Origin of the sequence: Fulvivirga ulvae (assembly GCF_021389975.1) — a bacterium.
GTDB classification, from domain to species: Bacteria; Bacteroidota; Bacteroidia; order Cytophagales; family Cyclobacteriaceae; genus Fulvivirga; species Fulvivirga ulvae.
Window position 1 is genome coordinate 6919894 of record NZ_CP089981.1, and the last position, 25174, is coordinate 6945067.

A 25174-nucleotide genomic window follows, 5' to 3' on the forward strand; every position below is an offset into this window, starting at 1 on the left:
CTTGGGCAGAATGCCCCCTCCGACGCGGAGATGGAGTTTTGACTTTGCTAATTATTCGGTTGATTTTAACGTATGATATCACACTCAAAAAATGGCATGAACTACGCCCAAAACCGTCATTCCTGAATTTTCGCACGTGAACGTATTCTATGCAGGAATTTAATGAAAATATCAGGAATCTCCCCGATCCGGGGCAGTGCCCAAACATTCTGTAGCACATTTAATCAGGGGATTCCAAATCTAATTGTTTTGCTATATTAATAGTACAAAAAGTGCCTTAATAAATAATTAAAGCACTTTTTCGCAACATAAATATATATGTTAGCGTTGGTTTAAATGTTAAAATCATAGCAAAAAAGTAGCAAAGTGTTGAGGGGGTAGAGCTATGGATTCTAGCATTTCATAAACCAGTTAATTAAAGTCCATGGCAACAATTTCAGTTATACTCGATACAAGAAACAAGAAAGCAAAAAAGTTTCCGATAGTAATAAGGCTGTCTCACAAGGGAATTCCTAAGATGATACCATTAGGCTACAAGACCTCTTTTGAAGATTGGAACAATGAAAAACAGAGGGTAAAAAAATCCTATCCAAACTCCACTAGGGTTAATGCTCAGATAACCTCAAAGTTCAGTGCTGCTGAAAGCTTAATTGCAATGTATGACTTTAACTTGAAGGACATGTCTGTTTATCAGCTAGCCGAGATTATAAAAAAAGAGATCAACGAAACTAGTACAAGAAACTTTCCTATTAACGAGATAAGACGAACTACTCTAAAAGAATATGGTAAAAAGGTAGCTAAAGTATATCGAGAGGCGAAAAGATTCGGAATGGCCAAGGGAATGGAGTCGGCAATCAACGTATTTACGAGATACGCCGGCGATGTCTATTTAAAAGATATAGATGAAACTATGTTGATGGCTTATGAAGCTCACTGCAAAGGGCGAGGAGTAAAAATTAATGGTTATGGTGTCCAACTTCGTTATATAAGACGAATCTATAATTTGGCAATCAAAGACAAAAGCGTCGAAGTCACCAGAAATGATTACCCGTTTGGACCTACTGGTTACTCTATTCAGAACGCAAGAACGCAGAAAAGAGCAATACCGATTGAATACATACGGCAAATTGCCAAACTTCCTTACGAGGAAGGCACAACTAAGTGGCATACTCGTAACTATATTTTGTTCTCTTTTTTCTGTAGAGGAATGAATTTTGTTGACATAGCTTTTTTGACAAGGGACAAAATAGTTGATGGCCGGCTAATGTATATGCGTACTAAAACCAAAAGTAGAAAGAATACGAAAACATTAAACGTAAAACTTCCAAAAGAGGCTTTGGAAATTTTATCATATTATTTAAAAGAAGAACGGCCTGGAAATCTAGTCTTCCCTATACTTGAAAAATTCATTCATCTTGAGGCAAGTTTGGTGTACGAAATCTATAATAATCGGCGTGCTACATTTAATAAGCGTCTTAACAGAATCGGAGAGGATGTTAAGTTACCACTAAAGCTTACAAGTTATGTAATAAGACACACATTCGCTACTGGAAGCTTAAAAAGTGGTATTTCAACAAATGTCATTGGTGATATGCTCGGCCATACTGATTACGTCTCTACAGAAGCGTATCTGGCTGATCTGGAAAATGAAGTTCTTGATAAAGCAGCGGATTCCGTTTTCTCTCTCATACCTAGTGAGTGAAGACATCTCTATAAAAATAAAGGGTGTCAACAATTTAACACCCTTTTTTCTGTAAAAACTGCCAATCAATACACTTTAAAAAAATAGATATACCATACGAGAATGCTTGTAGGCGTGGTCTTCCATTTGTTTCTAAAGAGGAAGATTTCTGCGAGGTTGGGTGAATTATAAATATAAAAAAAATCAAGAATGGCATTAAAAAAGAGGCATAACAAGTCATGTTAAGCCTTCTAAACACAACTTGTTATGCCCACTTAGGGTACCGCTTTAGTGCTCTTTCAGCCTATAATTCTACCCGTCTCTTTTTTACTTGCTCTGTGATTCCTCAAAATATCTCAACTATGAGCTAAGCATGATCGCTAAATAGCAAAGGTGATTAAAAAAAAGTATAAACTAGCGGAAGATTGTTTCAACGGCTGATCTGCCGTTTCATTTAACCGTTTTGATTTCTACCTATTATAACCTGCCTGGTACCTCTGGGTGTTCCCACAATAATTCCTGAAGGTTTCTGAATTCGAATATCAGTTGTCTCTATGTCGAATCGTAGTTGAGCTGGCACGAGTGCCTTGCAAGGGTCATAATCGCTTAGATCTACTAAATTTAGCCTATAGTAAGGTGGAATACTTTTGAGAATTGAGCCGTCCCATTCTAAAGCAAATGAATGAGGAAAGCAGCCACCACTGTAATTAATATCAATAATTAATTGGCCTGTTAGTTCATCAAAAGATGCTCCTCGCAACACAACGGTGTTGGCTTGTTCAGTTGTGAAGTTCTCTACTTTTTTGACCTTCAGCAGAGTCGTTTCGTAATCCCTGTGTTCTGGGTCAGGACTTGATTGAGTGATTCTTAATCCGTTAGCACTTTCATTTCCTGTCCACGGTGCTTCCGTAGAAAATGGGATCATCATATCAACGCCATAGACCGTTGTGGGGATTACCTCAAGTGTATAGCCCCAGAGTCCATCTTCAGGCTCTTTTATATAAATATGTTCTTTTAGCTTAGCATTCAAATTGGTTCTTGAAAGTAGCCCAGAAACAACAACTTTTTTATCAGTTGTAATGTCAATTTGTTGGATGTACGCTCTCATTTTTTTCTTATTTATGATGGATTATATGTTGCAACATTAAGTATTAGCTAAAAGTGAATTGCAGATTATTAAGTTATATATCGTATGAATTCGAGAAGTAGATGATCATTTCTTTGATCAGTCACTTTTAAATTTATAGCCAAGGCCAAACGAGATCCAAGGCTCACCCTGATAAAACCAATCTCTTTTTTTGTCTATCATTGCATCAAATCCAGTAAAGGCACCAATGTTTACTTTTCCGAGAGTAATCAATACCCCCCCCTGGTAATAGGTCACTGCAAATGCATCTTCCTTTTCAGAAAGGGTTCCATCAGGATTTTCCTTAAAATATTGGGCTGTTCCAACACCAAATCCATAGGGAATAAATGAAAGAAAGTTTTGACGTAATGGATTTTTGCCAAGCTTTATCCGAAGACCGAAATTGTAGCTTAAGGTAAATTCGCCTCCCAATGTCCAGCCTTCGGTTTTTTTTGCGGGTCTAAGCCTAAATGGTTGTACAAGAGGAGTACCGACTATGTCTGAGTGCAAAAGTGTTTTCCCAAGAGGTTTAATTTGATCTTTTTTTATCGCGAAATAGTAATTGTATGCATTAGTGGAGTCGTTTTTCAATTGAGTTGAATCGTAACGCACGACTGTGATAGCCTTTGAACTATCCTTCGGGATTAAAATTTTGGCTTTTGGAAGTATTCTAATAATAAGGTAACCATTTTCGTCTTGACTTATTACTTTGTAATCTAGTTTTCTCTTATCAGCATTTATAACAACTGTATCATTGTAGATTTTATTTTGATCTACATCCATTAAACGTATTGCAGTTAAATCTACTCTGGTTCTGTATACATTCGGGTTAAAAAGTATAGCTTTAAGACTTTGACCGAATAAATGAACCGGTAGCAGAAGGCCCACTAAAATAATTATAGTCTTTATTCTCATGATTTTTTGTTGTTTAGTGATGATGTAAAAGTAGATTTCCTGCCGCTTGCCCTCCAGAGGAAAACACCTGAGAATCAAATAGGAAAAACCCTGAAAGCTGTTATAATTATCCTGTTTCTGGTGTTGTTGGTATTTTGTTGTTATTTCTCAGCTTAACTTGATGAAATGTTACACTAAAACAATTTTATCATGCCAAACAAAAACACATTAGAAAAGGCTTTTGCACCAATAAATCTGACTACAGCTAACGAAATAATTGGTACTTACAAGGCTATTAAAACTAAAATGGCCATGTCTTTCCTTGAACTTCCCGATGGTCTGTCGAGGGAGGATCTTGTCACATTCAAGAAAGATATTAACGATTTCAATGGCTTTCTATTTGAAAAGGATGAAATCTTGAAAATGTTAAGGCCGGGTGTCACTCATTTGATAGTGGTTCTTGGGGCTCATCCTAAAGTAGATCCCCAATATTCACAATTTGGCAAGGGATCATTCACGGTCGTGGTGGCCGGATGTACTTCCGACACACCAGTGGGAGTAAAATCTGATGAATACGTTGCCGTTGAGCCAGCAAGTGAATACCCTCCAAGGGCAGTCGTCTCCAAACTGAAACGGGTCGAAGGCTTAAAAAGTAGAGATGGTGCAGTGGAAAAATTAGTATTTAAGGTTAAAAAATAAATATTAAATTTATGTATCCAGGACATCATAAATAAAATATCCATTTGGAGCATCCTGCTACCGGCTGTGGCAGGATGCTTCTTTTACACCAGGCTTACAGTTAAGTCTAGGCTGATACTACTTTTGGTTTTAGCAGCCTGTATTCCCCAATTGGCAAGGGCCTTTTTGGGGCGAATACCTGCTCTCAATATTTTTTATAATATTAATGTCGGATTAGAGCTTTTGATCTTGTACTTCTTTTTTAGAAGAAGTTACAGTACAATCAGGAAACAACAAATCTTCAAAATATTAGGTGTTCTTTGTCTTTTGTTGGGAGTAATCTCTATCAGTTATTGGGGCGTTGAAAGCAAGTTCCTTACCGAATGGCTCTGTTTTAATAATCTTGTTTATACCTCCTGGATATTGTTGAGTGTATTGGACATTTATGAAAATGATGATCGTTTACTACGTACTCAAAGGTCATATTTACTCTTTCTTCTGGGGTTATTTCTTTATACCTCATGTACTATGCTAATCTTTGGGTTGTGGCACTATATTATGGCTAACAGTGACAGTCTACTTAAAAATCTCTGGATTATACATGATGTATTCAACACCATTATGTATCTGGTATTTTTAATTGGCTTTTACAGTGACTATAGAAGGCAGACAAAACCCATACGACCATGAAAGAATTTCCTGTATCGGATATAGTTATTGCCATCACTGCTGGTTCATTATTGTTTTTTCTCCTATGCGCCTTTATTGTGGCATTCACACTTGTATTTATAAGAAAGCACCAACAACACAAATTTGAAAAGCAGCAAATTAAAGAGCAATTCTCAAAGAACCTGCTGGAGGCACAGCTTGAAATACGTGAACAGACACTAAAACACATTGGATATGAGTTGCACGACAATCTTGGACAGATAGCCAGTCTGATAAAGATTAACCTGAGTATCATAGACTTGAATGCTAGAGAAAAAGCCGAAGAAAAGCTGGATGAGACAAAAAACTTAATTAGAAAGCTGATATCAGATATTAAAAGTCTCAGTGTTTCATTGAACAGTGATCATGTAGTTAATACAGGATTATTAGAGGGTCTGAAAGATGAAATAGAGCGTATTAAAAGGCTCGGACTACATAAGGTTTTGTTCGAGGGTGACGCAAAAAATGTACGGCTTGATCCCAATAAAACAATTATACTTTTTCGCATGTCCCAGGAAATACTGAATAATACACTCAAACATAGTGACGCAACTTGTATATCCGTTGGGGTTGCTCTATCTGGTAATTTTCTTAAATTAACTTTTAAAGACGACGGTGTTGGTTTTAATATTGATAAAGCTCTCAAAAGTGGAGGATCAGGCCTCATGAACCTGAAGACACGGGCTAAATTGATACGTGCAGACCTACAAATAAATAGCAGTGTCAACACCGGAACCGAAATAATAATTAACACCCCTCTGGCCAATGAAGCAGACAATTAAGCTTGGTTTAGTAGATGACCACAAACTGTTCCGTGGTGGACTACGCAGTTTGATCGAATCCATTTCTGATATTTATGTTGTCGTCTTTGAAGCTGATAATGGTCTTGACCTGCAGCAAAAACTGGATAGCCAAGATCCTCCCGATATAATATTAATGGATGTTAATATGCCGGAAATGAACGGATTTGAGACGGTGGAATGGCTTTCTCAACACTTTCCTGACATTCGCATTTTGGTTTTGAGTATGATCGAAAAGGAGGAGACAGTAGTAAAAATGCTAAAGCTGGGTATTAAAGGTTATCTATGCAAAGATGCCGAGCCAAGTGAATTTAAAGAAGCCCTAGCTTCGATTTATGCTAAAGGTTATTACTATACCGATTTTGTTACGGGTAAATTGATCCATTCCTTAAAAAATGAAGGCACGCAAAGCAATTTTTACGACATCAATGATAGAGAAAGAGAGTTCCTCAAACTCGCCTGTTCGGAAATGACCTATAACCAGATTGCCGATCAGATGTGTCTCAGTCCTAAGACAGTAGACGGCTATCGAATGTCGCTTTTTGAGAAATTTAATATAAAAAGTAGAGTTGGACTTGTCTTGTGGGCGATCAAAAATGGGGTGATTGAATATTGATCATAACGTCAAATAACACAACACATGAACTCAAAAATACCCAAGGTTGGGTATTGACAAAGTTGTTCTGCATTTACTAGCTTTAAATTCCGCACGGAAACTGAAAAATGACCATTGCAAAGTAATTCGTACTGTTGGGAAAGTTCAGGAGGTTATTATTAAGTGCGATGATTAGATTAAATGCACCTGATTGTCGTTGATTGTAAGCGATTATATATAGCTGAGAAACTGCTAATATTTTTGATGAATAATAAAAATTTATTAATTTTTTTAATAAAAGCTACACTGGCCGATGAGGTTCATATTCTTAGATACTAATAATTGGATACACCTTTCAAATGGTTTTAACATTTTGTCCAATAAGTATGATGAACTTCATTTGAAGGTTTTTGACATTATAGAAAGACGTACTTCTGATGGGAGCATAGTTTTTTTAATCAATGACATAGTGCTGGAAGAATGGAAAAGAAATAAGACCACAGTCGAAAGCCAAATCAAAAATATTAGAGATAAATATAACTCATACAGGAAGACGCTTAAAGCCATTAAGGGATTTATTCAGGATGAGCCTAAGGAATTTTCTATGCTAGAGTCACTCTTGAAGAAGGCATATGAGGAGAAACTGAAAAAGCATAAGAACCACATTAAGAAAGTCGAAAAGTTCTTACTGGAACAAACGATTAAGATACCCATATCGGACAAGTGTAAAATTGAAGCAACCGACCTGGCACTCTTGAAAAAAGCTCCGTTTATCGGAGATAAGAAAAACAGCATGGCTGATGCTGTGATTTTATTAAGCTCTATTGAATTTATTAATGAGAATCACAAGCATCCTTTACCTGAGGAGGTAAATGGTAAAGACTATTTCTTTCCAGAATCATTTTTCGTGTCCAGCAATAAGGGAGATTTTTCATCACCCGAACAAAAAGAAGTTATTCATCCAGATTTGGAACCTTTCTTGAACAAAACAAATACCGAATTTTACTTCACATTACGTCAACTTGTTGATTCACTGGAAGAACGGTTTCTATCTGATGATGAAGCACGCTTCCTAGAGCACATAGATGAAAGGCTATTTTGTAAATTTTGTGACAGTATGAATTTTCCGACTGTTGAATTCTCTGAATACTTTGAAGTTGTTGATCCAAATAAGGAATTTATCGATGAAGATCAATTGGCCCTTCAATTTCCAGGTATCGATATTGAAACTGCAGCTCAAGATTCTCTAAAATCAATTATGACGAAAATAAGAACTGCTGAATGCACTGAGTGTGGTGCCGAATATATGGAATGTACTTGTGGTGAGCTGACACCCATAGACGAATACAATACCACTATAGAATGTGCTGCAGAATGTGGCAACATGCTGATTGTTCATGCAGACATTGATAGAAAAGGTTTCATTTATCAACAAGGGTATGAAGTTATTAAAGCACACAGATGCAATAACTGTGGGCACCGCGTAACATCTGTAAACGAGGCTGGACTTTGTGAGGATTGTGAGGAATATGATAAAATAGTTAATAATTGATAATAATATACTAATGAAAGAACTACTAAGTTCTACCGAACTACTGTTAAATCACATCTATTGGTTTCATCAGGATTTTGGTATTCAACCCCAAAAAGAGCATATTGGCTCTACTATTAACTGGACCGATATTAGCGACAGAACTCATGACTTCCTTACTGAGCTTATTACCACTGTAACTCACTGGGTCTATAACAAGCAGATTACAAAAGAAATAGTGAATGAGCGTCTTAAGGAAACTGGTGGAGACCACCAAAATGCTTACACATTCCTAACGACACAGGCGTTTTCAAAATTCCGCCCTGGACATCCCCAAGGACAGTTTGGTGAACTTCTATTATTTAACTTTATTCAATATTTCTTCAAAGCGGCACCTTTACTACGAAAGCAAAGAATTACCACTTCCATAGGCCATGAACGCTTTGGTGCAGATGCCATTCACTACAAAAAAGAAGGTGAGGATAATGTAATATATCTAGGTGAATCTAAATGTTATAGGAGTGATTATCAGTTTCGTAAAGCCTTTGAAACGTCACTGGATAGTATAGTTACCACTGTCACGAATTTCAATAAAGAATTAGAATTATACCTTTATGGCGACTTTATAGAACCAGAACTTGAAGGAATTGCAAGGGATTACAAAGCTGGTAAGTTAAAAAACGTAAAATTTGAACTTATTTGTTTGGTAGCTTATAATGAAACAGAGAATATAAATGGAATGACTGAAACTGAGATTAAGCAATCAATAAAAACCGTGATAGAAAATCGATGTAAAAGCTTGGGTAGGGAGTGCTTTGACGCTGTTGATGAAAAAATATTGAGGCGTATAAATTACATCATTTTTCCCATTTGGAGTTTAGAGCAGTTATTAGATGCATTTCAACTCCGTGTCGGCTCTACAACATGAAACTTAGTGAAGCACATAGCCAGGTAATTAGCGAACTACTCTCAATCGAACATAAGGCGATTGCAGACAAACTGGGTTTGGTCGAAACAAAGGGCAATAAGATAGATGATGCATTGATGAAACGATCTGTCGCCCTACTGGATGAGTTATCAAGGGACAGCGAAAACCGCAAGGTAGTAATTATTGCTGCTGCAATATTGTGGACGTACCGGGAAAATCATTGGGAAGGCCTCAAAGATTTTCTTATCGTAACACTTTGCAGGGTTGGCTTTCCTCCCTCCTCCATAATGATAGATTCCGAATTCGATCAAAGAACCGGGAGATATGGCGGCACCAATAGCCTCATCGATCAATTCGCGATTACCATCCATCAATTAAATCATGAGATTTTCGTTGGCAACCGAAAATTCCTTGTCACCAACTTCCAAAAATCCGTTTGGGATAAATTTGATATGGTTAAACTATTGGGCGTTTCGGCTCCCACCTCGGCCGGAAAGTCATTTATTATACTGCTAAAGTGTATTGATCTGATATTGAAAAATGGCGGAAGTATTATCTATATAGTACCAACCTTAAGTCTTGTGGCACAAGTTTCTGCTGACTTCAATTCCCAACTCAAGGCGTTTCAGCTTACCCGCTATAAAATTTGCACAACATACAACTCCGAAGATATTGAGCAGGATAGCGTATATATTTTAACCCAGGAAAAAGCGATTTCTGCTTTTTCACAAACTGAACAGCCATTCCAAAATGTAGCAGTTCTTGTAGTTGATGAAATCCAAAATATAGAAAAGGTGCCGTTTGAGGGAGATCAACGGGCAAAAACGCTCTATGACACGTTGATTGAATTCAGGCATTCAACCACAACTAACTTAACCATCCTCTCTGGTCCCAGGGTTGAGGGTTTAAAGCAACTTGGCGTTGAAATATTCGACGAACGAGAAGTTGACGAAGAAAAAACCAACGATTCTCCCGTTGCAAGTTTCACCTATGCTATATCCAAGAAAGGCAGCAGTTACTCCTTTAACCAATATTCGGATGTACTAACGAAGCCAAACCGGTTGACTATTACAAATTCTAATTTAATAAAAGGTTACGGTGGAGCACGGTACCAGAATGATTTTATAGAGTATCTGTCAGCGTTTACCAACAATCTGGGCGAACAGTCGCGTAACATTATATTTTCCCCCACTACCTCACAAGCCAGAAATACGGCGGTGCAATTAGCTAAGCTAAAGGAACCAACAAAAGGCTTCCACGAGGTCGACAGCCTAGTCAACTACATCAAGGAAACTGTCCACAACGATTACGACATGTGCAGTACGATCCCTAAAGGAATTGTCTACCACCATGGCAAAACTCCATCACATGTTAGGGCTGTTGTGGAACACGCTATTCGCAATAAAACAATATCAAACGTAGTCTGTACGACAACACTTATGCAAGGAGTGAACTTACCAGCACAAAATGTAATCATGAGAAATCCTGATTTGGCAATTAGGGCAGAAAAGGGGGTAAAACCAAAATTAACTGACTATGAGATTGCTAATTTAAGGGGCCGCGCCGGGCGACTGTTAAAAGATTTCATTGGAAGAACGTTTATTCTGGAAGAGAATTCATTTGAACGGGCTTCCGAACAAGCCGAGCTATTCCCTGAAGCGGAAAAAATGCTTCGGTCCGGGTATGGTGAAAAATACAATCAATTTAAAAAGGAAATTCAAAAGGGCTTATCAGAAAATGTTGTCCAGAATGACAATAATAAAGAGTATGCATTTTTAATGACGTACATCCGTCAGAATATTCTTAGGCATAAAGAAAACTCCTTCCAACGTTTGATGACCGTGGGCATTGATATAGGTGAAGATCGACTACAGGAAATTTACGACTACCTGCAGAACCAACTTTCCATTCCTCATGATCTGTGCTATAAAAACCGATATTGGGATCCTTTAGATCTTGATGCACTGTACCAAAGACGCAATCTCTATAATATCCCTACTGCTATAAACGAGATTAATACTGAGCAAAAGCTGACTACTCTCCTTACACAAATTTTGAATGAATTTCCGCAGTATTATCAAAGGTATTTTAACGTTGCGGAAGGGCTACTCTATTCTGCTTGTATTACTGCGAAGGAGTGGATGAAAGAAACACCACTAAAGCAAATATTAAGTACAGCTTATTTCGACAATTCAAATAAAATAGATGACAGGATAGCGCTGATACAAAGGGATATCTCATATGGCCTACCTATGCTGCTCAAACCTATTTATGATATTAAGGCATCCGGGAACATGTTTCTGCGCTTTATAGAAATCGGTGCATATATGCCTATAACAAGAAAAATGATAGAGCTGAATATACCACGAGAAACGGCCATTAGCCTCAACAATCAATATTTCAGAAATTTTAATTTGAGTGATATCAATCAGCAAAACCAAATTATTAACCGGCTGCGAGAAGTTAAAGATGATGTGGATTACTGGCGGCGTATTCAGTTAGAAGCTGTTGTTTGATACTTAACAATACCAAGTAGCCCAAAACCAAACAAAAATAATGACCGAAAAAAATGAATATTTAGAACAGCTAAATAAACTTCAGAATTACCACGATTTTGCCCTAGACATTTCAGAGGCAACCGCTGGTAAAAAGAATATTCCTTGGCATTTGGTCAGGGGACACCAGCTGTTCAATAGGTTAAACATGACCTGTTTGAGCGCCATACGCTTGATGCCCTATAATAGACAGTTTCCGACTGACAGGGTATTCTGGGATTTCTTTTCAATAGCCTCTTTAACGAGAAACTTCGTTGAAAATTATTATGCTCTTTTTTATATCGCCGTCGATTCTATCGAGAGCCCCGAACGTGAATTCAGGCTGTTATTGCTAACCTTCCACCTGAACAATGAAAAGTACAAATTCTTTAACGAATGCGACCCTTCTGATCCCCTTTTGAAGGATTTTGAGACGAATCTTCCCATAGACAAACAAAAACTCCAGGCCCATCCTTTCTTTAAAAAATTGGATAAACAAAAGCAGAATGGTGTTCTGAAAGGAGTACGGGCAAAGTACCTTTCGAATGACGAAATAGCTAAACGTATAGGCCATGATACTAGTGAATTTAAGCCGTTATATAGATTCTTCTCAAATCAAGTTCATTCTACTCCGTGGGCATTTTACACGCAGTCTAATATACGTGGAAGAGGCCTTGAAAATGAAGTAGAGCTGGCATATACCACCACGGCTATACAATTAATTACTAAATACTTAATGGCAGCAATTCTGGACATGACGGCATTGTTTCCTGAGTGTCTTGATTTGATCGATAAAAGGAAGCTAAAGACTATTACTGCCGATTTCAAACGTTTTTCAACTGCAGAGCTATGAGAAAAAAACTTCAAGATTTTGACTGGCATGTTCACACGTTAATGGTGGAGGATTAATACATGGAAGAATACAGCAACGTATTGGCCTGCTGGCATAAGCTTGAACATTTCAGTCCAGCGTCACTACCAAAGGAAAGTTCAGAATTGGTAACACCAGAACCCTGGACAAGGCCATTAAAAGCATCTAGTGAAGCGATGACGCTTGAATATACTATTTACCTCGGCATTACGGAGCAGGCTAAGGTAAATGTCTTTATCAAAGAGTTTTTTAGAGATAGGAATGAAGAACCTAATCAACGTAGCAATCGACTCTGTACAGCTTCTCTGAAGTTAGATGAACAGGGTCGATATAAAGGAGGTTCGTTGGGCATTTCCACCCTGCCCTGGGCACTAGGACAACTAAAGCAGGGCAAACTAAATGCACCTAATTGGGTGGAGGCTTTCCACGAAGTGGAAACAAAAGTGGAGAGTTACTTGGAAGACCTGCTTAATGCGATTAAGGGCGATCAAAATAACGGGTTCATCGAAGAAGTACTTCCTATGGACATAAGCATGTTGTTGGCCTTATCAGGAAAAATATCAAAGGAAGTCGCATGCCCCCTTGAATTGGATCAGACTATATATATTACTGCTCAACTCGTCCGCAAATCCAAAAATGTTATAGAAAATTCCTCAGCAGATCTGCTAAACAGCTTCTATATACGAGACTTAGAAAGACTTATGGATCAATTTGAACCCAAGAAGTCACCTAAAGCATTTCTAGATTATCTAAAGGGTTGCATGAACCACATTAACACGCGGCGAACCGATTTATCTAAGGACATAAGTTTAATTAAAGAAGTCCTTAAACCTGAGAATTACCCAGATGGCTGCTGGCCATCTGCATTCAAGCTAAGCCTCATGCAACAGTTTGCAGTCAACACTATTTTTAATAATTTGTCAGGAGCAAACCAATCTGGAATTTACTCTGTAAACGGTCCTCCAGGAACGGGTAAAACAACCCTGCTCCGGGATGTAATTGCTCCTATCATTGTAAAGCGAGCCAAGGCATTATCTAAAATAGAAGATCCGGAAGAAGCCCTTTCTGAAATGGGCAGAGTTACAATCAGTGAGAACTATTCTCCGTACATCTATCAGCTGGACAAAAATCTTACACGTGGAGGCATATTAATTGCTTCAAGCAACAATGGAGCGGTTGAGAACATTTCAAAAGAACTACCTCTGAAAGCAGAGATTGAACCCTATGAGAAGGATGTGTCCTATTTCAAGGAGGTGGCAGAAAGCTGTCTCGATAATGAATACTGGGGTATAATAGCTGCCATTTTAGGTAACAGCGACAATCGCAGCAAGTTGGTTAACAGCCTTTGGTTTAAGGAAAATAACCTGAGGGAAATCCTTAAGAATAATCACATTACACAAGCTCAATGGCATGAGGCTGTTGCTGACTTTCGAAGGCAACAGCAGCTGGTTGATCAGGAAAGAGAGACATTGAAGGGTATTACAAGGGAATATGAACATTTTTTAGATGTTAAAGATGCTCTTTATGAGACAACGAGTCGGTATAAGGTTTTACAGGAACAGCAACGGGAACTAGATAAAGAGGTGGAGTCACTTTTAAGTAAAGTGAATGGCCTGAAAAGGATGAAATCAAACACCCTGAATGAACTGTCTGTTGTAAAGGCTGCGAAACCAGGTTTCTTCACATACTGGTTTAACAGACACATAAGGCGAGCCTATAATGAGACGCTTGAGAAAGTAATTCTAAATTATAATAGCCTCGTAAAAGATTTAGAAATACACGAGGGTTTGTGTGAGGAAAGTAAACTAAAAGCTAGTGGAAACCTAGAGGAGTTGAACAAGCACGAGGGGGATTTGGAAAAACTGGAGCGTCAGAATGAGTTACTGGAAACTAAAACAAGGGAAGCTAGAGAGTATTTAGGAAACAGCTATGCCGACGAAGAATTCTGGCTGGCAATTGAAACAAAACTTGTGCAAGAAGCTTGTCCCTGGTACTCAGATAAGTTTAAACAGCTCCAGTCTGAATTATTCATAAGTTCTATGAAGCTTCATGAAAAGTTCATTCTCCGGGCCAATTCCACCAATAATGGCATATTACATACCATGGCGGCCTTCTTTGAATATCTGAAAGGAACTTTGCAGGTGACTAAACAACAGGTAAAGGCCATGTTTGATACCTTCTTCCTCGTAATTCCCGTGGTCTCTTCCACATTTGCCTCTATTCAAAGTATGCTACGTGATCTGGATAAAGAAGATATTCCTTGGCTGTTTATTGATGAAGCTGGCCAGGCCGTGCCACAGGCAGCAGCGGGTGCGGTCTGGCGGTCCCAACGTGTGGCGGTGGTTGGAGATCCGCTGCAAATAGAACCAGTGGTGACGATAGCTCCGACATTAACAAATAATATCAGCAAGTATTACAATCTAACTAAGGAAAATATAAACAATTCTCTTTCGGTACAGGTACTGGCGGATCGGATCAATCCACTTGGCGCTACACTCAGCTCAGATGATGCGCCAGTGTGGGTCGGAATACCATTGCTTGTTCACAGGAGGTGTTTAAGCCCCATGTTTGATATTGCCAACAGTATCGCTTATGCTAATACAATGTATCAATCTACTCCTGTCACAAATCCCAATATTCTTTTTGAGACGAATTTCATCCATTGCACGGGGGAAGTAGAAGGGCGGCACTTTGTCAGCAACCAGGCCACTGTTATCAAACGAAATTATTCTTAATGAGACACATCATGCCCGCGACTTTCCAGATGTTTTTGTGATCAGTCCTTTTAGTGAAGTCGCATATAAGTTAAAAACCTCTCTTTATCCTAAGCTGCTTTTCGCGGTAAAACGGTACAAGCCTAATGTTGGAAGTAGTCAGCTATGGGAATGGTTGAATAAAAGCATAGGTACAGTCCATACTTTCCAAGGCAAACAGGCTGCGGGAGTGATCCTCTGCCTCGGGCTCGATGACAGGACAAAGGGCGCTGCCTTGTGGGCCTCTCAAAAACCAAACTTGCTAAATGTTGCCCTTACCCGAGCCAAACATCGCTTCGCAGCTGTAGGCGATCAGAACATATGGCTGAATAAGCCGTATTTCAGAGAATTAAAGAAGTTGGGAGTCGTAGAGTGCACAAATGTAAATAATAAATAAAAATAAACGGCCGTGGCAGCAGTTGAAAGTAAACCTATTGATAATGTGATAGCTAACCATGTTGACAGAGTTAAAACATGGAGTTGCAACAAAATCTTTCGTGTAAATTCTATGCTACGACAAGAATCATTAGCAATTTATTCATCAAAAAGGTTAAAATGAAAATCGGAATCATTCCAACATACGAAGATATTTTTGGAGGGAACGCTCCGGAATTTTCTGCTCTTATTTCCGGAATACCATCAGTCGTAATTGCTAGTGTTGTTTCTGTGATTAATGGAGAGTTATATCTCAACCAGGAAAGCATCAAATCTCAGGGAAAAATTTTAACGTTTATTCTCCGCAGGCAAAGCAATGAAGTCCGGCAGGCTATTTACAAAAAAATAATGCAGCAATATGCTCGTAAGGGATCAGACGGTTATTACGTTTTTTCTACCCATTTGGCCATCCATTTGCTGCACCTATCTTTACATCACTACCATGAGGATGCAAAATTTATAGATACAACACCTGAACAGGAGTTAAATATATTTAAAGCCTATTTAGTGGCATCATCCAGAGTATATGGTTCTGCAAATCTTGCTCTGAATACCAGTTCACCAGATGACTTTTTCAGAAAAAATACATGGCCTCTGATGATTGGTCAACTTTTGCTCAATCATCCCTATAATTATTTTTTGGCTATTGTAAAATCCAAATGCTTTTTTGATGCTCTCGAATTTAAGGCGGGGCATGCCAAATACGTTTACAGTTTTGTCGGGCGCTTCAACGACACGAATTCACTATCCTATATCTTACGATTTGCTAACACGCTTCAGTTAGCACAGCAAGGAACAGGGAACGGACAGTTCAAACCTTTTTCAATTAAAGCAGATGCTTACTGGATTTCGTTCTATGAAGACTTATGCATAAATCTGAAGAAATACAGTTCTGATTATCCAACTGTTAGGAGCAATTTCAAAGGTTTTAGGGAAAAGCCATTAATAAAAATTGATGAAAATAATTATCTGATAATTAGTTGGGACTTTCTTTCAAGAAAGATCTATGATGGACTGATATTTGACTTCTATAAAAGATCGGGGATTAAGGAAGAAAAGAAATTTAACACATTTCCCTCATTCAAACAGTACATTAGCCAGGAAGCCATTGAGAAATATTTGTTTCGAAAGCTTGTAAAAGGCTGCTTCAAAAAGAAGCATATCGTCATCAACTTTGATGACGATAAATGTGATGGTCACCCAGATGCTTACGTGCGAAATGCTAAAAAAATCTTTCTTTTTGAGCTTAAGGATGCGTTTTTTTCGGCTGAAGCTATCGATTCGGAAAATTATGACCGTATAAAAGCGGAAATTGATAAGAAGTATAATACTGATAAACCAAAAAGGAAAGGCACCTACCAATTGGTCGAACAGCTTCATAAGCTGAAGACAAAACCTTTTGAAAATGAATCCTATGACGAGCTTAGTATAAAAACCAGGAATCTGGTAATTTATCCAATAATTGTTTATACCGATCCTCATTTCGGACTCCCCGGAATAGCAAAATATCTACAAGAAGGATTTGAAAATCAACTTTCAGGTACGGATCTGAAGTTGCAATTCAAGCAGATTAAACCGTTGTCGTTTATCGGGATTGATTTTCTAATTAGCAGATTAAACCAATTGCAAAAAAAGGAGCTATCCCTTGATAAAATAATTGACATAACAATTCATGAACTGAACAAACGAAATAAACAAAGGTTCAGAAAGAACGCTGAAGACAAAACGTTTGCCTTGAATGACCCTTTCGAAAACCTATGCTCAAGCTACCTGGAAAGGTACAAAGCTGATGGTGGCTTTGTGAAAGTTCTTTTTAGTGAACTTGAACTGGGGAAAGGACTGATCAAATAAATGTCTTGCCGATTATCTCACGAAAGTCAGCTTGTTTTATTTTAAATAATTAAAGATTAGGCGATAATTTCTCGTTTTTTTGGATAGTCATCGTTCAAAAGCAAATAAAATTCCTTACTAATTTTATACTAGATATTTAAAGCCTTTGGTAGAATAACATAACACATAACTAAATGAATGAAAATGACATTATACAAGCGCTAAGAAAGGCTTTTTCTAATGATCACATAAAGCGACAAGTTCTTGATATAGGTTGGTATGAAAAAAACATCGAAAGTGGGATTGATTCAACTGGGTTTTGCTTTGCTGCCTCGGAGGTTTTATACCGGTTAACCGGGGCCTCTCATACATGGCAAGTCAATTACTTGCAAGACCCCGATCATTGGAATCAAGGAACACATTATTTTTTATGGAGGAGAAATGAAGACGGTGAGGTGGATAAAGCGAATTATAACCATATTAAGGATATTACGGCAGATCAATACACTCTGAGAAATATAGATATACCATATGAACAAGCTCGGGCACGCGGTCTTCCATTTGTTTCTAGAAGAGCAAGGCTACTGGCAAGGTTAAGTGGATTGGGTGAATTATAGATACTTAAAAAATCAAGAATGACAATGCTACGTATAAAGAGTGTAGGAAGAATGAAGTTAGCAAAATATCTGTATAAGATCAGTGATGCGCTTCCGGCAATAGAAATTGATCAGGTTGTCTTTAATTAAATAGTCAATTGCTCATTTAACATGGTTTCGTGAGCAAGAATAGCCGGCATATCGAAAAGATTTTTTTGTATATTACCTCTCTATGGATATATATGAGTATTTAGAAAAGCAGAGAAAAATACGGGAGCTTTTCAAACCGATCAAGGTGATGGACTACACTGCGCTAAATATGTACAAACTTGGATTGGAAAATCCATTTAAGGATATACTTAGTGCAAGCAGAATGGTTACTGACATAAAGTTTTCTCCATTATATACCCTCATTGATAAGTCTGATTTCTTTAAAGCTGAACGGTATTTTGGTGATTTATCAACGTTGTTGGGGTACGAGTATCAGTTGGACGGTCAGTTCGAAGAAGTTGAGGAAGACCAAGTTATTCAAGTAGTAAATAGCACAAAAATTATTATTGCAGATATTTATAAAAATGAAGAACTTCTTAACACCATAGATCCAACTAAGTTTGAAGAAATAATTGCTGAGATGCTGTTTAAAAAAGGGTTTGAGGTAAACTTAACCAAGCAAACAAGAGATGGAGGATATGATATTTTGGCTCTTAGTAAGATTGCAGGTATGCCGTTAAAATTCCTAGTGGAATGCAAGCGCCATCGTAAGGATCGTCCGGTCGGAATAGATATGATAAGAAGTTTTTGCGATGTTGTAAAAGAAGAGAATGCTAATAAGGGAATGTTTTTCACAACGTCTTATTTTTCTTCAGAAGCAAAAAAAAGGCAGTTAAAAGTGGGTACTCTGTTGGATTTAAAGGAGCGGAATGATGTATTGGAGTGGGTGAGAGACTACTTAAATTGGTGAACGATCTGTCTATGAAAATTAAAGTAAAAATCAAAGGAGTTGATTTGATAGCAGTTCTAGCTTTACTAATTTCTGCGGTTTCTCTATACTTTTCTTTTTTCTATGCTAAATCTGCCTTAAGAATTCTAATACGCGATACACAGGTAGATGGGGTAATAACTTTGGGAGAAGATGAAAATTATATTGGTGAGCAGTTACTTCTCAATACCGACCTTAGCATTCTGTTGATTAACGATGGCAACAGGCCAGTGACTGTGTTAGAAATGTTTCTAACATCATCAAATAACAGCTTATGTGATGGAGGAAATAGCTATTCATTTAAAAAGAAACCAATTGTTATTCCACCCGTTGAGACCGTTAACCTCAGGCTATGTGCTGAAGGCTATGCATTTCTTGAAAATAAATCAGTTTTTAAAACCGAAGAATATGGTGATAAAGTTGCATACCTATGTTTTGATATTGTTGCCATTGACTACACAGGAAGGCTGTTTAACTCAACATTCCCACTCGGGCAATATTACATAGAAATAAATATCGGAGATACTCTGGTTCATAGCATGACCCAGACTAACATCAATGTTTCAGTAATTAACTTCAAGCCACCAACCTCCCCGTCCTCTGAAAATCCCGATAAAGCTGCGCAATAGTCCTCCCACCTAAATCCTGGAAATGCGGACGATCCTTGAAGGATCTCCAGCGGCCACCCCATTCGAGGCCTTCCTTTTCGCCAAGCCTACCTATATGCTCCCAGCGAGGGTTTTCCCATAAAGGCTTACCACCCGCAAACTCCACCACATCCACAGCTTTATGATAATTGTGGCTACTCTTACCACAAATGGCGTTAGTGACGATTTTACCAGGCTTTGTTCTACCCTGGGCGTACAGCTCGTCCTGTTCCCGGCAAGTACGGTTAGCAGAAGTCACCCGGAGTTCAATCCCTTCTTTGGCCGCACGAGATAAGAAACGCTCAACCTTCTTTCGAAAACCAGGATCAAGCGTTTGCAAAAGAAATTTGGTCTTATAGTCAAAATGCTTATAGATTTTCTCCCTGGAAAGATAGGCAACCAGGGCAAGCGTAAAACAAGCTGCCCCGGCTCCATAAATGTACTTACGCTTAACCTGCATGGCCTTCCGGAGTTTTATCCTTCTGCCCGCAAGTACATTTAGGTTTCCTGCTGGCCTTGTATAGGTCAATACTCACCCTTACAATTGAAAGTAACAGGAATGTGCCTGAGAGAATGGCTATAGTGAGTTCGGTCTTACTATTTGTTTTCATTTTGATTTGCTTTTTAAGATTTGTAGTTCACCCCGAAGCGCTTTATTCTGGTCTTCCATTTCCATAAGTTTTAGTTTCTGGTACTGAATGACCTCTTGCAGGGTTCCTATGGTTTCTTCGGCCTCTTTTACCCTTTTTTCAAGGGTTTGTGACCATTGTACCCAATTGCTAACCAGGTTGTCACCCGTGTGGGATCCGGAGAGTTTTTCCTTCTCCAGCTTCATGCGTTTTTCTACCTGGTCTTTAATTATAGCTTCGATAATCTTGATGCAACCGGTCGCGATGACAATGACGATCCCTGCGAGTTCAATGTAGTCCATATCAGATCTTTTCAATGATTAGATTTGCCAGGGTGACACTTCCCGGCTGCTCTACGCTGCTCTGGCCTGTTATCCTGATCACTTTATCCTCGGCACCTGCCGGGCTGTCCGGGTCTTGCAATACCAGGTTAATAGCCCTGACATCCCCCTCACGATTATTGATAAGGAGTGTCGCCCAGCCTTTGCCATGGAAAGGCGAAGTTTTATAAAGCACCGCCTCCATCACAAAATCACCGGCAGCAGCAGGTGCATTGATGTTAGAGACCACTTCCTCATCGCCGATGTACAGCCTTATGGTTTTGTTATTAAAAGGGCTGAACGTACCATTGGCATATATCCGGATGCCATCATTAATCTGAAAACTGTCTGGCTTTAGTACATAAGGCTGTCCCAGCTCCACTTCATTTTTCCCCAATCCGTGGGGAACCCCATGGCTTATATGGTCTCTAAAGAGGACTTTATTTCCTCCGGATATAATGACATCACTTTGATAACCTCCAATCATGCTGCTACTTTAAAATTGCTGTCGTTGCAATAACCCCTGCACCGATCATGAGGATAAATTTGTGCCGCCGGTGCCTTTTTATTTCCCTTTTTTGAGCCTTGATAAAACTGAGTTGTCCTTCTATAATCGATTCCTGATGGGCATGGACCAGCCCCATATTGTAGTTCTTTGTTTCCAGCAAGCTATATGCCTCCTGTTTGGCCTTGAAGGCAAATTCCAGCAAAGCAATATGCTGTTCCAGCATACGGCTGACAGAATCTGTATAGAAACCATATTCAATAAGCTTGACGATTTCCCTGGTTTGCAGCCTGGAAAAACAATAAAGCGTATCCTGGTCAGCGTTCAGGATCCTGGGTTCTAAACTGAAGGTCTGAGAAAAAGCCGACCAGCTCATCATGACCGAAATTATCAATAGCATTAATCCTTTCATTCCTACTTGTTTTGAGTTTTTGAATGTTGTTTTTAGTGATTTGCGCAGCCTGGTACAAACTGTCAGATTTAGTGTTAAGCCTTGCGACCTCTTTGTCAAGTTTTTGGTTGACCTGAATGAGAGAATCTATCTCATGCTGTAAGGCCTTTTGATAGGTGTCCAGGTCTTCAAAGTCAGTAGTTTCTTTCGGCCTGCAGATCCAGGCCGAAAGGGAAACTATTACCAATAGCTCCGTCAGTATGATGACTTTAAACCAGCTCACGGCAGTTCACTTGGTTGTTCATCTTCATGCTTATGACCGGGTGCGAGCCACGAGAGTATGGCATCAATAATCAGCTTATGAAATACCAGGGCAAAGATGAAAGAGCGGAACAGCAGCTCTATCCCGGAGCGGTCGTAACCCCTGAGATAAAAAATGATCATGCCGTAAATAAGCCCCAGGGCAGCGACCCTGTATCGCGTCCGGACGACCAATCCGGTAAGCTTTTTAATCCAGGAAGTTACCTTTTCGCTATTGATCCAATAGGCGATAAAAATAAAAGTCAAAATGTAGGCCCAATCCAGTTCAATGATGTACCGGATCAATTGGCCTCCCAGAGATGTTGAAATTTCAGTGTTCATAATTGTTGTTATTGGTTATAAGAAAAATTGATTTACCGAACAGGGAAAAGGACATTGCCCAACTCACGGACATCCGACCTTTTAAAGGTTCCGTTCTTTTCCATCTGTTTGTAGAGTTTAAGGCCTTTCTGCCTTGTCCTTTCATCCAGGCTTCCGGTGCGCTGTTTGTCCATAATGTCAAGCATGGTGTACCTTGCCAGCAGTTCCAGGTCTTTATAGGTGAGCTGGTACATAGCCTTGTCCATTTTCATCTTGTCGAGTTTTACCTCCTCCTGCCCGGCAGACTCCAGCCACTTGCGGGTGAGCCATTTGCTCATTACCTGTTTGCCCACCGAAGTATGCCGCCATACCAGGTATCCTGCCCCGCCGGCTATTGCCACTCCGGCAATCATGTTAATTGCTTTCATTTCAATTGCTTTAGATGTTGAATGATCGTTTCCAGCCTTGACTTGATTTCTTCGGACTGGTGGTTCTTGATAAGGTTTTTCATGAGGTTAGCCACGACAACAATGCAGACCCCGGCAGTGACCAGTCCTACGGCCAGGGTGATCATGGTTTGTGTTGTCATGGTGATATTGACATCTGTCCTCATGCCTTCCTCGCCCACTAGGCGATCGAGGTAGTCTTTTATGTTCTTGTTCTGAGCCATTTTACTTGATTATTTGTTCGTAGACAGGTCTCTCCATCTTGTATTTGTTATAAGTAGCTTCGTCCAGTTCCCGGATTTTCAGGTAGCGTAGAAGCCGCTCTTCGGTATTTTTATCAAATGTCCCGCTTACGGTCCCCACACCTCCAAAATTGCGCATCAACCACACTTGCAGGCGTTCCACCCGTTTGCCCTCACTGCCCAAACGCAAAGGGAAACTATCACCTTTGGGAGGCTCAGGTTTTGTTGGGGCACTAGTGCCTGGCGAAGGAACCGGTTTGGGAGTGCTGTTTTGTACCGACTGCGCAAGAGAGGCTGTAAGTTGCCGGGCAACCCTTTGCTTTTCCTCCCGGTCGTGGTAATACACATACAAGCCGATCCCTGCCAATCCTGCGGCTATGCCCGTCATGATCCAAATCTGTTTGCTAGTCATTACTTCAGGTTTTTAATGTCCGTGGCATTAAAGCTGTCCTTGCCAAAGTATTTTTTAGCGTTTGTGGCCGTAAGCCTTCCAAACTGGCCGTCCACGCCATCCCGGTTTTTGCCTGTCCTGCCCAATGAAGCGCCTTTTCTCTTCAATGCCCTCTGAAGGATCTCAACATCCGGGTGACAAGTTCCATAGCTCAATGGGTAGGCATTGCTCACACACTTAAAGCCTGATGAAGTTTGTTTACTTTGACCTGATGAGGTAGTAGCATATCCATCATCGGCCTTTTCCCTTTTCTTTTTTCGGTAATACCATATACCAGCCCCTAGCGTAGCGGCTACTAACACCCCGCCACCAATCCAGAGCAGGTTGTTATCTATTTTGAAATTCTCGTTTTTCATGGTTGTTATTGGTTAAAATCTTGTTATTGCTTTTGTCAAGGCCTTCTGTAAGCAGGTTTGTTTTTGACTATTTCCAGCACCTTTTTGATCTCCGAAGAGGACAGGCGATCATAGAAAACATCGATCAGGTTGCCATCAAGGTCATTGTAAGCACGGCTGACCTGGGAGACCTGTACTTTGTCTTTCAGCTTCCTCAGGACTGCATATATCTTGTTCTCATCGTCATTGATAATCCCCCAGGCATCCTGTATTTCCGTTGCATATCGCCTGGCGGCCTCCTGGGTAAGTACTATGATCTTGCCCCCGACATCTTTTTGTACTTTGTCCTTGTAATGAATATCAAAGGCCTCACTGGCCGAGAGTCCTGCTGATCCGGAGTTGGTTTCCTTTTGCAGTTCTTCCAAAAGCCTAGAGGCCAGCTTGTCCTGCTGCTTCCGTTTCCAGGTCAGCAATAAGCTAGCTGCCAATAGCGTTGCTGCTGTTATCCCGGTGATTTTAAGTGTGTCTTTATCTATTCTCATTTCAGTAGTTTGATTAACCTTCCCTGGGGTGTGGCTAGCATCGCCACATCAACCGCATCCGTTCGTTTTGCCGTATTGAACAATATGTAAAGAATAGCAGCCAGCACACCGGCAAGCGTAACCGGAATGGCAATGGACAGGGTTTTTGTCAGCCCTTTGCCAAAGCCGAGGATGTTATCGCCAATACTGGTGATATCCGCTACCGCACGGGAAGCGGCAGAGGATACATCCAGCTTGTTTTTGGTCAGCCACTTGTTGAAGTCCCCATTGGTGGTGCATGAGCTGGAGCCATTGGCCTGCCAGGTGACCAGCCAGATTGTCCTGGCATTATCTGTACCTACTTCTCTTTTGAGCTTGTCATAATACCCGCGCCATAAATCACAAGGGCTGTCAGGCTCAGGGATCACAAAGGTTTTATTACCGATCTTAATTGTTGTTGCCATATTCTATTTGCTTTACCTTTTCAGTGATGTCCGATTTGGATAAGCCCATTTCTTCAAGCATCTTCTTAACCTTTCTCTTCATTATGGCTTCCTTTTCCAAAGCCTGTTGGCGGTCATAGTTGATGTAACCCTGCCTGCCAAGCCAGAAGCCTACGGCCAGTGCTGCTATAGTTTTCATAAACCCCGGATCTTTATTTTACTTTTTGAAGCCTTCGGAACCCCAATACTTTGGAAGCCAGATAAGGAGCAATACAAACCTTGTTGTTCTGGTTTCCTCCAAGGCAATAGATGTAGCGCTTGTCTTCGGAATAGCTGATAAACAGGGCTACATGGCCTTTCCAGCTTGAGGGGCTTTCGCGCCAGAAAACCACGACATCACCAAGCTGCGGTTCGCTATGGATCACCTGTCCCTGGTGTAGCCACGACCGGGCATTGGCTTTTTTCGACCTTTGCAGCCCCGCCTTCATGGCACACCAGTTCATGAAGATGGAACACCATGCGGTCTCATCTGAAATGATGCCCCTGAAACCTGTTTCCCAGGCGTAGTTTATAATCGTAGGATTGTGAAGCCTTCCGGGCTGCTCCTGCACCCCGTACTGGCTCAATGCGATGTTAATGAGTTGATTGTTCATTGTTGTTGTTATTGAATTATGTTGAGTTTGT

At 39.8% G+C, this 25174-nt stretch carries 31 protein-coding genes; 14 read left to right on the forward strand and 17 right to left on the reverse strand.

Going from position 1 to position 25174, the window contains the following annotated elements:
- Positions 1–424 precede the first annotated feature (424 nt).
- A complete protein-coding gene (locus tag LVD17_RS28085) occupies positions 425–1702 on the forward strand; it encodes a tyrosine-type recombinase/integrase (RefSeq protein ID WP_233763716.1) in 1278 nt (425 codons plus the stop codon).
- A gap of 433 nt (positions 1703–2135) precedes the next feature.
- On the opposite strand, the gene LVD17_RS28090 is transcribed toward LVD17_RS28085, so the two are convergent.
- Positions 2136–2789 (reverse strand): hypothetical protein, encoded by a 654-nt coding sequence (locus LVD17_RS28090; RefSeq protein ID WP_233763718.1) that lies wholly within the window; start codon positions 2787–2789, stop codon positions 2136–2138.
- Between the two features lie 117 nt (positions 2790–2906).
- The gene (locus LVD17_RS28095) at positions 2907–3722 is read right to left on the reverse strand and encodes a hypothetical protein (RefSeq protein ID WP_233763720.1); all 816 of its coding nucleotides are present in this window, start codon (positions 3720–3722) and stop codon (positions 2907–2909) included.
- Between the two features lie 189 nt (positions 3723–3911).
- Here LVD17_RS28095 and LVD17_RS28100 point away from each other — a divergent pair, with 189 nt between their 5' ends.
- The 13 genes from LVD17_RS28100 (at position 3912) to LVD17_RS28160 (ending at position 19568) form a co-directional block, all read left to right on the forward strand.
- Positions 3912–4400, forward strand: a complete 489-nt coding sequence (locus LVD17_RS28100) for a hypothetical protein (RefSeq protein ID WP_233763722.1) — start codon at positions 3912–3914, stop codon at positions 4398–4400.
- 665 nt (positions 4401–5065) lie between these two features.
- The gene (locus LVD17_RS28105; protein ID WP_233763724.1) at positions 5066–5869 is read left to right on the forward strand and encodes a sensor histidine kinase; all 804 of its coding nucleotides are present in this window, start codon (positions 5066–5068) and stop codon (positions 5867–5869) included.
- Positions 5853–6503: a response regulator transcription factor gene (locus LVD17_RS28110; protein WP_233763726.1), complete on the forward strand. Its 651-nt coding sequence runs from the start codon at positions 5853–5855 to the stop codon at positions 6501–6503. Before LVD17_RS28105 ends, LVD17_RS28110 begins: the two co-directional genes overlap by 17 nt.
- Positions 6504–6795: 292 nt before the next feature.
- Entirely contained in the window at positions 6796–8034 is a 1239-nt protein-coding gene (locus tag LVD17_RS28115) for a PIN domain-containing protein (RefSeq protein WP_233763728.1), read from the forward strand.
- Positions 8035–8047: 13 nt separating this feature from the next.
- On the forward strand, positions 8048–8941 hold the full coding sequence (locus LVD17_RS28120) for a HamA C-terminal domain-containing protein (protein WP_233763729.1): 894 nt from the start codon (positions 8048–8050) through the stop codon (positions 8939–8941).
- Positions 8938–11457, forward strand: a complete 2520-nt coding sequence (locus LVD17_RS28125) for a DEAD/DEAH box helicase (RefSeq protein ID WP_233763730.1) — start codon at positions 8938–8940, stop codon at positions 11455–11457. Before LVD17_RS28120 ends, LVD17_RS28125 begins: the two co-directional genes overlap by 4 nt.
- Before the next feature lie 40 nt (positions 11458–11497).
- The gene (locus tag LVD17_RS28130; RefSeq protein ID WP_233763731.1) at positions 11498–12328 is read left to right on the forward strand and encodes a DUF5677 domain-containing protein; all 831 of its coding nucleotides are present in this window, start codon (positions 11498–11500) and stop codon (positions 12326–12328) included.
- 59 nt (positions 12329–12387) lie between these two features.
- On the forward strand, positions 12388–15081 hold the full coding sequence (locus tag LVD17_RS28135) for an AAA domain-containing protein (protein ID WP_233763732.1): 2694 nt from the start codon (positions 12388–12390) through the stop codon (positions 15079–15081).
- Entirely contained in the window at positions 15038–15496 is a 459-nt protein-coding gene (locus LVD17_RS28140) for an AAA domain-containing protein (protein ID WP_233763733.1), read from the forward strand. The genes LVD17_RS28135 and LVD17_RS28140 overlap by 44 nt, the downstream gene beginning before the upstream one ends.
- Before the next feature lie 158 nt (positions 15497–15654).
- Complete coding sequence (locus LVD17_RS28145; protein WP_233763734.1) at positions 15655–17385, forward strand: hypothetical protein; 1731 nt, start codon at positions 15655–15657, stop codon at positions 17383–17385.
- A gap of 173 nt (positions 17386–17558) precedes the next feature.
- Entirely contained in the window at positions 17559–17981 is a 423-nt protein-coding gene (locus LVD17_RS28150; protein ID WP_233763736.1) for a hypothetical protein, read from the forward strand.
- 211 nt (positions 17982–18192) lie between these two features.
- Complete coding sequence (locus LVD17_RS28155; RefSeq protein ID WP_233763737.1) at positions 18193–18921, forward strand: restriction endonuclease; 729 nt, start codon at positions 18193–18195, stop codon at positions 18919–18921.
- Positions 18922–18932: 11 nt separating this feature from the next.
- The gene (locus tag LVD17_RS28160) at positions 18933–19568 is read left to right on the forward strand and encodes a hypothetical protein (protein ID WP_233763740.1); all 636 of its coding nucleotides are present in this window, start codon (positions 18933–18935) and stop codon (positions 19566–19568) included.
- Here LVD17_RS28160 and LVD17_RS28165 read toward each other — a convergent pair.
- Genes LVD17_RS28165 through LVD17_RS28235 form a run of 15 tightly spaced genes read right to left on the reverse strand, consistent with a single transcriptional unit; the run spans position 19516 to position 25143 of the window.
- Complete coding sequence (locus tag LVD17_RS28165; protein WP_233763742.1) at positions 19516–20046, reverse strand: M15 family metallopeptidase; 531 nt, start codon at positions 20044–20046, stop codon at positions 19516–19518. The genes LVD17_RS28160 and LVD17_RS28165 overlap by 53 nt on opposite strands.
- Complete coding sequence (locus tag LVD17_RS28170; protein ID WP_233763743.1) at positions 20036–20197, reverse strand: hypothetical protein; 162 nt, start codon at positions 20195–20197, stop codon at positions 20036–20038. The genes LVD17_RS28165 and LVD17_RS28170 overlap by 11 nt, the downstream gene beginning before the upstream one ends.
- On the reverse strand, positions 20194–20517 hold the full coding sequence (locus LVD17_RS28175; protein ID WP_233763744.1) for a hypothetical protein: 324 nt from the start codon (positions 20515–20517) through the stop codon (positions 20194–20196). The genes LVD17_RS28170 and LVD17_RS28175 overlap by 4 nt, the downstream gene beginning before the upstream one ends.
- Before the next feature lies 1 nt (position 20518).
- Positions 20519–21022 (reverse strand): hypothetical protein, encoded by a 504-nt coding sequence (locus LVD17_RS28180; protein ID WP_233763745.1) that lies wholly within the window; start codon positions 21020–21022, stop codon positions 20519–20521.
- A 4-nt stretch (positions 21023–21026) separates the two neighbouring features.
- On the reverse strand, positions 21027–21419 hold the full coding sequence (locus LVD17_RS28185; RefSeq protein WP_233763747.1) for a hypothetical protein: 393 nt from the start codon (positions 21417–21419) through the stop codon (positions 21027–21029).
- Positions 21358–21714: a hypothetical protein gene (locus tag LVD17_RS28190; RefSeq protein ID WP_233763749.1), complete on the reverse strand. Its 357-nt coding sequence runs from the start codon at positions 21712–21714 to the stop codon at positions 21358–21360. Before LVD17_RS28190 ends, LVD17_RS28185 begins: the two co-directional genes overlap by 62 nt.
- Positions 21711–22073, reverse strand: coding sequence for a hypothetical protein (locus tag LVD17_RS28195; protein WP_233763750.1), 363 nt, complete (start codon positions 22071–22073; stop codon positions 21711–21713). Before LVD17_RS28195 ends, LVD17_RS28190 begins: the two co-directional genes overlap by 4 nt.
- A gap of 32 nt (positions 22074–22105) precedes the next feature.
- Positions 22106–22480 carry a hypothetical protein gene (locus LVD17_RS28200; RefSeq protein ID WP_233763751.1) on the reverse strand — a complete coding sequence of 125 codons (375 nt, stop codon included), beginning with the start codon at positions 22478–22480 and terminating at the stop codon, positions 22106–22108.
- Positions 22477–22722, reverse strand: a complete 246-nt coding sequence (locus LVD17_RS28205; protein ID WP_233763752.1) for a hypothetical protein — start codon at positions 22720–22722, stop codon at positions 22477–22479. Before LVD17_RS28205 ends, LVD17_RS28200 begins: the two co-directional genes overlap by 4 nt.
- Before the next feature lies 1 nt (position 22723).
- Positions 22724–23152, reverse strand: a complete 429-nt coding sequence (locus LVD17_RS28210; RefSeq protein ID WP_233763753.1) for a hypothetical protein — start codon at positions 23150–23152, stop codon at positions 22724–22726.
- Positions 23152–23547 (reverse strand): peptidoglycan-binding domain-containing protein, encoded by a 396-nt coding sequence (locus tag LVD17_RS28215; RefSeq protein ID WP_233763754.1) that lies wholly within the window; start codon positions 23545–23547, stop codon positions 23152–23154. The genes LVD17_RS28210 and LVD17_RS28215 overlap by 1 nt, the downstream gene beginning before the upstream one ends.
- 35 nt (positions 23548–23582) lie before the next feature.
- Positions 23583–24068 (reverse strand): hypothetical protein, encoded by a 486-nt coding sequence (locus LVD17_RS28220; RefSeq protein ID WP_233763755.1) that lies wholly within the window; start codon positions 24066–24068, stop codon positions 23583–23585.
- Positions 24065–24511 (reverse strand): hypothetical protein, encoded by a 447-nt coding sequence (locus LVD17_RS28225; RefSeq protein ID WP_233763756.1) that lies wholly within the window; start codon positions 24509–24511, stop codon positions 24065–24067. Before LVD17_RS28225 ends, LVD17_RS28220 begins: the two co-directional genes overlap by 4 nt.
- A complete protein-coding gene (locus LVD17_RS28230; RefSeq protein WP_233763757.1) occupies positions 24495–24689 on the reverse strand; it encodes a hypothetical protein in 195 nt (64 codons plus the stop codon). The genes LVD17_RS28225 and LVD17_RS28230 overlap by 17 nt, the downstream gene beginning before the upstream one ends.
- Positions 24690–24702: 13 nt before the next feature.
- Complete coding sequence (locus LVD17_RS28235; protein WP_233763758.1) at positions 24703–25143, reverse strand: TIGR02594 family protein; 441 nt, start codon at positions 25141–25143, stop codon at positions 24703–24705.
- Positions 25144–25174: the final 31 nt, after the last annotated feature.